This window comes from Nodosilinea sp. LEGE 07298, assembly GCF_015207265.1.
Classification (GTDB): Bacteria; Cyanobacteriota; Cyanobacteriia; order Phormidesmidales; family Phormidesmidaceae; genus Nodosilinea.
Map to the genome: position 1 here is coordinate 1 of NZ_JADEXE010000256.1, position 9,525 is coordinate 9,525.

Consider the following 9,525-nt stretch of genomic DNA (forward strand, 5'->3'; position numbering starts at 1 on the left):
GGGTGGGGGCGGTGTTAGATGCGTCTCACCCGTTTGCTGTGGAGATTTCGCGGGGGGCGATCGCCGCCGCCCAAGCCCTCAACATTCCCTACTGGCGCTACGAGCGTTCGGCCCTAGAGCAATCGCCCTCGTCTCAATTAATTCACCCTGTTTCGGGGCTAGAGGCGATTTTAACCCCAGAAGTTTTGAGCGGGGAACGAGTACTGCTGACCCTCGGCTACCGCTGGCTACAGCAGTTTGCCCCCTGGCAGACGCAGGCCATGCTGTTTGCCCGCATTCTGCCCTCGGCCGTGGCTCTAGATGCAGCACTGAAGGCCGGATTTATGCCAGAACGCCTAATTGCCCTGCGCCCTCCTATTAGTGGGGATCTAGAGAAAGCGCTCTGGCAGCAGTGGCGCATTACCCGAGTGATTACCAAAGCCTCTGGCGCACCCGGTGGTGAAGATACTAAACGAGCCATAGCCGAGCAATTAGGTATTCCTTTATTTGTATTGAATCGTCCTCAGCTCGATTATCCAGTGGTTTGCCATAGCCAGGAGGAAATACTGTCCCTCTGCGAGGTCTGGTGGTCATCCCACCTAGACCACCCCTAAGCCGCCCGCATCTTTTCCGTTCCCCTCTAAATTTATTGATGCATTGGCACGGCCTGCCTGAAAGCCATACAAAAACCCGCCTCCCTTATCCCTTCACCTCCCCTACCTCCTCATCCACGCATCCACGCATCCACGCATCCACCCATCCTCTTCCCCCTTACTGTCTAAAAAACGCCAAATCTTCTCCTCCTCCAGAGGTGGTCAACTCCTGTAGGGAATGCTATCCTTAGCCTTCAATTTGTGCGCTACTATGGGCTATCCCCTAGTGCTACCGCTAGGAGTGCCTTTGCAAAAGCCGCTGTATACCGCCAGAAATAGGGATTTTTACGGTCAAGATTAATCACCTGCACCAGATTTTGATTTAGCCCCTATATTTAGTTGGTCGTTCCGTTCGCTGAATTTCATGCAAGCGTTTTGCCCAGGTCGTCCATGACAGCTTTCCCTATGCCATCAGGGCCATCCCCTTCGTTTGAGAGCGCTGGCAGTAGCGCTTTGCCCGATACACCGCCAGTCTTTGCTTTAAAGGAACTGGTGGCTCGGCTGCAGCGCGAGCAGTACAAAATTCAAGACTTGCTCAGCTCGTTGGGGTTTGCCCTCCGCAGCCTCAACAATCTGAATCAGTTCCTAGAGCTGATTCCCATGATTGCCAGCCGGGTGACCGATGCCAGCGGCGGTGCTCTGGTGCTGTTTCGCGCCGATGGGCAGGTACGCCTAGAGCGGTTGCACTGTCAGAGCGAAGACCAGTGCCAAGATGTGCGATCGGCCTTAGAGGCCGCAACTCGTCAGGTGACGGCCAGCTTTCAAACGGCCCCTGAGAGCAGCATGATGTCGATGGCGCGCAACGCTATGCTGGCTCTCGATCGCCAGGTAAACCGCTACTTGGGCGACGAGTTTCAGCTGTTCGGCACCGCCATCATTGTTCAGAATGTGGAGCGGGGGCGGCTGTATGTGTTTAGCCGCGACCCTGACTACGCCTGGACAGAAACCCGCCAAAAGCTAGTGCGCCTGGTGGCTGACCAAACTTCTGTTGCGATCGAAAATAACGAGCTAACGGCGGCCCTGCGTAAAAAAGAGAGGTTAGATCGCGAGCTAGAAATTGGAGCTGAAATTCAGCTCCAACTGCTGCCGCGCGATTGTCCCGCCATTCAGGGGATGGACTTGGCGGCCCGCTGCAAGACGGCCCATCGGGTGGGGGGTGACTACTACGATTTTATTCCTACCACTTTTGACCAGTTGCGACAGGCCGACTCGCAGCAGTCGGCAACGGCCCCCTGGAGCTTTGCCATTGGCGATGTGATGGGCAAAGGCGTGCCCGCTGGCTTGATCATGACCATGATGCGGGGCATGCTGCGCACGGAGGTGCTCAACGGCCATTCGCCCGCCCGCATTTTGCAAGATTTGAACTTTGTCATGCACAGCGATTTAGAAAGCTCTAACCGCTTTGTGACGCTGTTTTACGCTGAGTACAACCCCAAAACGCGGCGGTTGGCCTACGGAAACGCGGCCCATAACCCACCGCTGCTGTGGCAGGCCTCTACCAATACCATTACACGTCTGGATACGCCGGGTATGTTGCTGGGGCTGGATATGAATACTCAGTATTGTGAGGCGGAGGTGCAGCTGCAGCCCGGTGATACGGTGGTGTTTTACACCGATGGTTTTACCGAGGCCGCTAACCCTCGGGGCGATCGCTTTGAGGAAGAAAATCTGGAGCGTGCCCTCCAGTGGGCCTGCCGCAACTGCACATCGGCGGAGGCCATTTTAGACTACACCTTTGACCTGCTCGATCGCTTTATTGGGGGCGATCGCAGCAACGACGACGATATGACCCTGGTGGTCATGCGGGTAAAGCCAGAACTACAGCTCACTCTGTTTGACAATTAAACTAATCGCGATCTCAACCTGTGTAGCGATCGCTGCCTATCGGTGGTAGGCGGCGCTAGACTTTAAGTGTCTCAGCGCATCTAGGCATCTTGCTGTGCCCAACTCTAAATTCCTGAATTTGAGGCGTTGTATCGCGCAGGTCTAGCTATGCCGAAATTTCTTTTTTCGCGATCTATGGGTGCTGCTCTGGCAGGCGCTTTACTGGCTTTGGGCTCTGCCTGGGGTTTGGCTCCTGCGCCAGCCATTCAGTACTCCGATGGCACCATAGGGTTTTCCTACCCCCCCCGCCTGACCGATAGCTACGCCACCCGCAGTCTGGTCAGTGCAGGTAGCGTGACTTACTACCTCACCTTTGACTTCCCTTCCGCCGCCGTCGAACCCCTCGATCGCGTCGTGGTCAGCCTCAACGAAGGCTACGACCCGATTTTTCGCTATCGTCTAGACGCCACCGAAGCCTTTGCCAACACCCCTGAGGGTCGCACGTCTTTGCCTTTGGGTGAGGTCAGCGAAGACCGGGACAACCGAGCGCTAACTATTACCTTTGACCCGCCCGTTCAGCCTGGGGTACCGATTACGCTGGCACTGCGGCCCGTTCGCAATCCGCGCTTTGGTGGGGTGTACCTGTTTGGGGCCAATGCTTACCCCGTCGGCGATACGGCGGAACCCACTTTTTTAGGCTACGCACGGCTGAGTTTCTATGAGCGCGATCGCGGTGATCGTTGGCCTTAAGGGTGGATGGGTGGATGAGTGGATAAGTGGGCCGACCACATTGATTTAGGACTGTTCTATGGCTCAGGCTACCGGCGATAGCTTTTTTGTGGCTCTGCTGCCGCCTCAGCCTTTGCAGGATGAGATCACGGCTATTAAGCAGGAGGTTTGGCAGCGGTTTGGCAGCAAAGCCGCCCTCAAGTCGCCGCCGCACATCACCCTCCAACCGCCTTTTTTGTGGCCGCCGTCTGAGGCGACTAGGTTGGAGCACCACCTGGAAGCCTTTGCTCGCACTCAACCCGCTGTGCCAGTCCAGCTACAGGGCTACAGCGCCTTTGCACCACGGGTCATTTATATTGACGTGGTGCAGACGGCGCAGTTGATGGCGGTGCAGGCTGCGATCGCCGCCTATCTAGAAAAAAACTGTGGCATTGTAGATCGCGTCGGCAAAACCCGCCCGTTTACTCCCCACGTTACCGTTGGCTTTCGTGACCTCAGCCCCGCCGCCTTTCGCCAGGCCTGGGCTGAGTTTGAGCCTCGCCCCTTTGCGGCTGAGTTTGTGACCCAAACCCTCACGCTGCTGCGCCACGATGGCCACGTTTGGCAGATTTTTTCAGATTTCCCGCTAAAGTCCTCAACGCCTTAATTCACAAGGAATTCAGGATTATGTAGAAGCCTATACAGAATAGCAAATCCCTTGACATTTCCATAAACCGTAGCTTACTATACAAAAGTAATCAGAAATTCGTTCATCTCGCTTTTTCCTTAGTGATCAAAGTGGGACGGAAGTAGGGGTTAATAGCCCCCGAAGGAACGCGCCCCAATGTTCTGATCAAACCCTTGATCTTTTGGAGGCGACCCCATGAAACTTACCTATCGCGGTGTTAGCTACGACTACACCCCCCCTACCGTACAATCCGACATCACAGATGACGCTGGTAAATTCCGCGGCGTAGATATTCGGTTCCGTACTGTTAAGAAAGCTCCGGTTCAACAACCCACCCTAGACTTGGTCTATCGCGGTGTGGCTTACCAAGCCGGTACCCCTGAGATGGCTCCCGTGGCCGAAGCGGCTCCTGTGGTTGAAGTGGTCTCCGTAGAGGCTCCCGCTGCCCCTGCTGTAGCTGCCACCTTCAACACCGAAGACAGAGCCCGCATGAGCATGATGAACCGTCATCGCTCGGTGAAGCAGCGTCAGCAGTCGATGTTGGCCCGCCTGGCTACCGAAGCTGGTCTGCCAGAAGAGGCTGCCCACTACTGGAACCACATTCAGGGCAAGGTACACCCCAGCTTTTGGGCTACCTACAGCCGTGGCGGTGCTGCCGCTAGCTAGCGCCTGAATCACTCAACCAAAGCCCCCGCTAGAGATCTCTAGCGGGGGCTTTGGTTGTTGATGGTTAGTTCAGCCTTTTTGCAGGGTATGTGATCAAACTAGCTTGACCTAGTTGTCTCGGTCTAGTGGATTAGGTCCTGCCTGCTTTAACTTGATTAGGGGCAGTACAGCGTAGCGCGCGTGTCTCGCCCGGTGACAGGATTGGTGCCCTTGGCTACGGTGCAAAGCATTTTGTTGACCTTGGGGTCAAGCAGCACATCAGTAAAGTCGGCTCCTTCGATGGTGACCTCTCGAAAGTCGGTGCCAAAGGCGTAGGCCCCTTCAAGAATGGCGTCGGTGAGATTGGCCTGATAGAAACGGGCACCGTCGAGGGTCGCTCCGCTCATGTCGGCCCCTTCCATGTTGGCACGGGCCAGGGTGGTATCAAACAGGCGTACGCCGCGCAGGTTGGTGTGGCTCATGTCGGCATCGGCCATGTCGGCGCGGGTGTAGTCGTTGCCGCGCAGGTCTTGGTTAGACCAGTCGCTCATTCTCAGGTTTTGGCGATCATAGCTGGTGGCCATAGCCGGGCTGCCCCAGCTCAGGCAAAGGGTTAGCACCACTAGTGTGGCTACAAACATCCGACACAGGCTGGATCGACTAACCATGGCTCCTAATCTGCTCAAATTCTACATTCTTGAGTTTACAGGTTGACTTGGGTTAAGCCAAAGATTCCAGCGATAGGTCTTTGGACTTTCACTGGTGACTGTCTCCTTAATACTAAGCGCCAAATAGGCGGCTAAAATCGCTGTCTTCGGGCAGCTTGAGCTTAAGGATATTGGTCAGCACCGTTTCTAGCTCGGCGGCATCGGCAATGTGGCGTTTTTCAGTTGTTCCGGCCAGAAAGTGGGTGGCCAGTTCGGTATTTCGCAGGCCGTAGCGGCGATCGCGCTCAACTCGGGCCGCGATTAGGTTGTTAACAAAGATCGAATTGGGATGGGTAGACACATGCCAGTTGCTAACCCCATAGTCGCAGGGGTACTGTGCCTGCAAATCGAACTGGTACAGAGGTTTCCAGTCTTCGGCGATCTGCGCCTGTAGAATCCAGAACCCCTCGGATTGAATCAGGCGAAACGGTTCGTTGGGGGTCGTTTGCACTAGGTCGGGAACCAGCCGCAGCGGGGACGTGAGGGTCAGCCCGCCAAAGCCGACGTCGGCAATATAGGGTTCATCCTCCAGATCCAGCAGCAGCACCATGTGGCTGCGGGGGGTAAGGGTATCTGGGGGCAGGTTCCACAGCACCCGTGCTCCCAACCCGGTGACGTTGAACCCCAGGGTAGTGAGCACCGATCGCAGCAGCCCGTTTTGCTCAAAGCAGTAGCCGCCGCGATCGCTGTAGACCAGCTTTTGCACCAGCGAGGGCAGATCTAGCTCTACCGGCTGACCCAAAAACGAGCTGAGGTTTTCGAAGGCGATCGCCTGGGGATGCCGCTTGTGAATGCCTTGCAGGGTGGCTAACGTCGGGGCGCGAGACGCTTCATCGACGGCTTCATAACCAATTCGGTGAAAATAGGCCTCAAGGTCAGCCGCATCGAGGGTGGGAGCTAGGGACATTGGCGTTGCTTACAACACGGCTCTACAGTCTAAATTGCTCCAAGGCCGGTTGGTTTACGCTAGGGTCAGATCACTTTATCTTGGTTCCAGGTTAACGAATCAGACTGCCATCGGCTTCCAGAGCAGCGTTGTATGAATACGATTATCTATAGACCACCAGACTCTGGAGACGAGTATCAAATCAGCGGGTGCATGTGGGCTGCCGCAAATCTTTGGGAACTTACAGACGGAACACCAGAAAGTGTCGCCGAATGGCTGCAGTTGTGTCATCCAGACGAACTAAGAGACCGAATTTTGAGTCGTGAGAAAACGCTGATTGCTATATGGCATGGGGTTGTTGTTGGATTTATCGCCTTTAAGCGAGGCAATCATCTATCTCTGTTGTTCGTTCGAAAAGAATTCTCTGGGCAAGGGATTGCTAGAGAACTCTTCAGCTATTGTGCTCACGACTTAGAAACCGTTACGGTAAACGCAGCTGAGGCTGCGGTGGGCTTTTACCAAAAAGTAGGGTTTCAGCAAAGCGGCGATCGCTTCTGCAAGTTTGGAATCTGGGGAATGCCCATGACCTGGGTTCATCCTGGGGCTAACTAAAACTACGCTCAAACGGAGTACCGCCATTGCGCCGCGCCCGGTTTCGGTGTTGAATCGTTCTGTTAGCGTCCTTTTATAATGGGCATTTTGCGCCCCCGCCATGAGCGTCGTTCTCTACAACACCCTGAGCCGTAAGAAAGAACCCCTCGAAACCCTGGAGCCGGGCCAGGTGAAGATGTACTGCTGCGGCGTTACGGTATACGACTACTCGCACCTAGGCCACGCCCGCAGTTCAATCGTGTGGGATACGGTGCGGCGCTACCTGCTGTGGCGGGGTTACGATGTGCGCTATGTGCAGAATTTCACCGATATTGACGACAAAATTCTCAACCGGGCCAAAACCGAAAACTCCACTATGCAGACGGTAGCGGAACGCTACACCCAGGCGTATCTCGAAGATATGGTCCGGCTTAATGTCATGGAGGCCGACGAGTACACCTACGCCACCAAGACGCTGGACGGCATTCAGCGGTTGATTAGTGAGCTAGAGCAGAAGGGCTACGCCTACCCCGCTGCGGGCGACGTGTACTACTCTGTGCGCAAGTTTGACGGCTACGGCAAGCTCTCGGGCCGCAAGCTCGACGATATGCAGGCTGGGGCCAGCGGACGGGTAACGGGGGAAGAATCTATCAAGCAAGACCCCTTCGACTTTGCCCTGTGGAAAGGAGCGAAAGCGGGCGAACCCTTTTGGGAGTCGCCCTGGGGGCCAGGGCGGCCCGGCTGGCACATTGAGTGCTCGGCCATGATCCGCGATCGTCTGGGCGAGACCATCGACATTCACGTGGGTGGCAGCGACCTAGTCTTCCCCCACCACGAGAACGAGATTGCCCAGTCAGAAGCCGCCACGGGTCATCCCCTCTCCCGTTACTGGATGCACAACGGCATGGTCAACGTGGGCGGCGAGAAGATGTCGAAATCTCTCGGCAACTTCACTACCATTCGCGACATGCTGGATGGGCCAAACGCCCCCGACCCCATGGCGGTGCGACTGTTTTTGCTCCAGGGCAGCTACCGCAAGCCGGTCGATTTTACCGATGAGGCGATCGCCGCCGCCCAAACCAGCTGGGGCACCGTGAAGGACGGGCTGCTGTTTGGCTACCACTACGGGGCCAAGCTGGGCTGGGCCGATGTTGAAGATTCAGCCTTTGGGGACCCGGCGGCGATGCGGATCGATCGCGACAGCACCCCAGTACAAGCCTTTCAAACCGCTATGGACGACGACTTCAACACCGCTGGCGGGCTAGCCGTACTGTTTGACCTGGCCAAGGATCTGCGTCGGGCGGGCAATGTTATCACCCACACGGGCGAGGCCGACACCGATAGCGCCACTCTGCGCCAGCGCTGGCAAACCCTGGTCTGCCTAGCCCAGGTGCTAGGGTTAGAAGCCCAGCCCGAAGCTGAGGAATCCACCGAGGGCGGGCTGTCGGATGGTGAGATTGAGGTGCTGCTGGCTCAGCGGCGGGAGGCGCGGGCGGCCAAGGATTTTGCGGAGGGCGATCGCATTCGTGATCTGCTCCAGGCCGCAGGCATTACCCTAATCGACAAGCCCGGTGGCATCACCGAGTGGCATCGGTAAGCCTGAGCTTCAAAGAATTTCGTGGCAAGATAGAGGTCTCAGCCCTTGGTCTTGCTTTATGCTGCCGACCATTACCCCCGACATCCTCGATCTACCGGCTGGCACGCGGGTTGAATTTCCGGCGACCTTTGCTGAGTACGAGGCACTGCTGGATCGACTGGGTGATCGCGCTGCCGTGCGCATGCGGTTTCGGGACAATCAAATCTTGCTTATGGCTCCGCTACCTGAACACGGCAATCAGGCCGATATTCTGTCGGATCTGGTCAAGGCAATGTTGCGTAAGACCGAGCAAGACTGGCAGGGCTATGGTGTTATGACCTTACGGAAGCGGGGTGTGCCTGGAGTAGAACCTGATGCCTGCTTTTACATCCAAAACTGGCGGGCTGTTTTGGGAAAGCGTCGCTTAGATCTCGACGTTGATCCACCCCCTGACTTGGCCCTTGAAACCGATCTGACCTCTTTTACCCGCATTGAAGACTATGTGCCCTTCGAGATTCCTGAAGTGTGGATTTATAAAGCGGGCCGTCTAGAAATTTATCGCTTTGTCTCAGGCCGCTATCTGGAGCAGAAAAATAGCTCAATCTTTCCAGAAATCCCGGTTCAAGTCCTGCTGCCGGTCTACGTCAAACGGGCCTGGCAAACCGGCTCAAGTCATACCTTAAGAGAGTTTGAGCGAGTTCTAGAAGCCTAACTAGGGCAACCACTGGCGTCCTAGGGCCACAAATAGTTCCCGGTGCTGACGAAAGAGGGTGTAGCCGTAGACCGCAAAAATCGCCAGCAGGCAGAGGTGAGTCAGGGTGCTGTAGGTGCCAATGATGTCCCCTGGCGTCCAATCGTGAAAGTTGATCAGCTGGTTCATATCGCCGTGGTCGGCCTCGCCCCACAGGCTGCCAAAGGGGATGGAGGCTTTGCCACGCGGCACCTGCTGCCACAGCCACACCTGGCCCCAAAAGCAAAAGGCCGCCCCTAGCACCACCGGAAACCGGTAAAAATCCCAGCGAAAATACTCGGGCAGTGGGAAGTAAAAGCTCACCATCAGCAGGGCCGACAGGTAAATTTCGCCGCCCACGCCGCCAAAGGAGAGCAACATGTCAAAGGTATCAGCGGAAATCAACCAGGTCTAGTTCCACCCAAGTTTGTGTCGAGTAAAATAGGGGTAGAGCGCTTAGGAGGCCAACGTGATGGCCAAGCAACGACGGAAGCGTGGAACCGCAGGCGATAAAACGATTTGTCTTCCCATTGCAGAC

The 9,525-nt window shown here is 56.1% G+C and carries 11 protein-coding genes and 1 riboswitch; of the genes, 8 read left to right on the top strand and 3 right to left on the bottom strand.

The window, feature by feature from the left end:
- The 5 genes from cobK to IQ273_RS25425 all read left to right on the top strand — a co-directional run.
- A partial coding sequence (cobK, locus tag IQ273_RS25405) for a precorrin-6A reductase (protein WP_194025934.1) occupies positions 1-593 on the top strand: 593 nt, incomplete at its 5' end.
- A 429-nt stretch (positions 594-1,022) separates the two neighbouring features.
- Positions 1,023-2,477 (top strand): PP2C family protein-serine/threonine phosphatase, encoded by a 1,455-nt coding sequence (locus IQ273_RS25410; protein WP_194025935.1) that lies wholly within the window; start codon positions 1,023-1,025, stop codon positions 2,475-2,477.
- Between the two features lie 147 nt (positions 2,478-2,624).
- The gene (locus IQ273_RS25415; protein ID WP_194025936.1) at positions 2,625-3,206 is read left to right on the top strand and encodes a DUF2808 domain-containing protein; all 582 of its coding nucleotides are present in this window, start codon (positions 2,625-2,627) and stop codon (positions 3,204-3,206) included.
- A gap of 58 nt (positions 3,207-3,264) precedes the next feature.
- The gene (locus tag IQ273_RS25420) at positions 3,265-3,831 is read left to right on the top strand and encodes a 2'-5' RNA ligase family protein (protein WP_194025937.1); all 567 of its coding nucleotides are present in this window, start codon (positions 3,265-3,267) and stop codon (positions 3,829-3,831) included.
- A 98-nt stretch (positions 3,832-3,929) separates the two neighbouring features.
- A riboswitch (Glutamine riboswitch) is annotated at positions 3,930-4,005 on the top strand.
- Between the two features lie 42 nt (positions 4,006-4,047).
- Positions 4,048-4,518 (top strand): DUF4278 domain-containing protein, encoded by a 471-nt coding sequence (locus IQ273_RS25425; protein WP_194025938.1) that lies wholly within the window; start codon positions 4,048-4,050, stop codon positions 4,516-4,518.
- 155 nt (positions 4,519-4,673) lie between these two features.
- Here the strand turns inward: IQ273_RS25425 and IQ273_RS25430 are convergent, their stop codons facing one another.
- A complete protein-coding gene (locus IQ273_RS25430) occupies positions 4,674-5,165 on the bottom strand; it encodes a pentapeptide repeat-containing protein (protein WP_194025939.1) in 492 nt (163 codons plus the stop codon).
- 112 nt (positions 5,166-5,277) lie between these two features.
- A complete protein-coding gene (locus tag IQ273_RS25435) occupies positions 5,278-6,111 on the bottom strand; it encodes an arylamine N-acetyltransferase (protein ID WP_194025940.1) in 834 nt (277 codons plus the stop codon).
- Positions 6,112-6,243: 132 nt separating this feature from the next.
- Here IQ273_RS25435 and IQ273_RS25440 point away from each other — a divergent pair, with 132 nt between their 5' ends.
- From IQ273_RS25440 to IQ273_RS25450, 3 genes are all read left to right on the top strand, one after another.
- Positions 6,244-6,702, top strand: a complete 459-nt coding sequence (locus tag IQ273_RS25440) for a GNAT family N-acetyltransferase (RefSeq protein WP_194025941.1) — start codon at positions 6,244-6,246, stop codon at positions 6,700-6,702.
- A gap of 100 nt (positions 6,703-6,802) precedes the next feature.
- Complete coding sequence (gene cysS, locus IQ273_RS25445; protein WP_194025942.1) at positions 6,803-8,278, top strand: cysteine--tRNA ligase; 1,476 nt, start codon at positions 6,803-6,805, stop codon at positions 8,276-8,278.
- 58 nt (positions 8,279-8,336) lie between these two features.
- On the top strand, positions 8,337-8,969 hold the full coding sequence (locus IQ273_RS25450) for a Uma2 family endonuclease (protein ID WP_194025943.1): 633 nt from the start codon (positions 8,337-8,339) through the stop codon (positions 8,967-8,969).
- Here IQ273_RS25450 and IQ273_RS25455 read toward each other — a convergent pair whose 3' ends face one another.
- Positions 8,970-9,392 (bottom strand): hypothetical protein, encoded by a 423-nt coding sequence (locus tag IQ273_RS25455; RefSeq protein WP_194025944.1) that lies wholly within the window; start codon positions 9,390-9,392, stop codon positions 8,970-8,972.
- Positions 9,393-9,525 lie beyond the last annotated feature (133 nt).

Coding starts and splice junctions, on each gene's coding strand:
- IQ273_RS25425 (WP_194025938.1), top strand. CDS start 4,048: ATGAAACTTACCTATCGCGGTGTTAGCTACGACTACACCCCCCCTACC.
- IQ273_RS25450 (WP_194025943.1), top strand. CDS start 8,337: ATGCTGCCGACCATTACCCCCGACATCCTCGATCTACCGGCTGGCACG.
- IQ273_RS25440 (WP_194025941.1), top strand. CDS start 6,244: ATGAATACGATTATCTATAGACCACCAGACTCTGGAGACGAGTATCAA.
- cysS (WP_194025942.1), top strand. CDS start 6,803: ATGAGCGTCGTTCTCTACAACACCCTGAGCCGTAAGAAAGAACCCCTC.
- IQ273_RS25430 (WP_194025939.1), bottom strand. CDS start 5,165: ATGGTTAGTCGATCCAGCCTGTGTCGGATGTTTGTAGCCACACTAGTG.
- IQ273_RS25410 (WP_194025935.1), top strand. CDS start 1,023: ATGACAGCTTTCCCTATGCCATCAGGGCCATCCCCTTCGTTTGAGAGC.
- IQ273_RS25420 (WP_194025937.1), top strand. CDS start 3,265: ATGGCTCAGGCTACCGGCGATAGCTTTTTTGTGGCTCTGCTGCCGCCT.
- IQ273_RS25415 (WP_194025936.1), top strand. CDS start 2,625: ATGCCGAAATTTCTTTTTTCGCGATCTATGGGTGCTGCTCTGGCAGGC.
- IQ273_RS25435 (WP_194025940.1), bottom strand. CDS start 6,111: ATGTCCCTAGCTCCCACCCTCGATGCGGCTGACCTTGAGGCCTATTTT.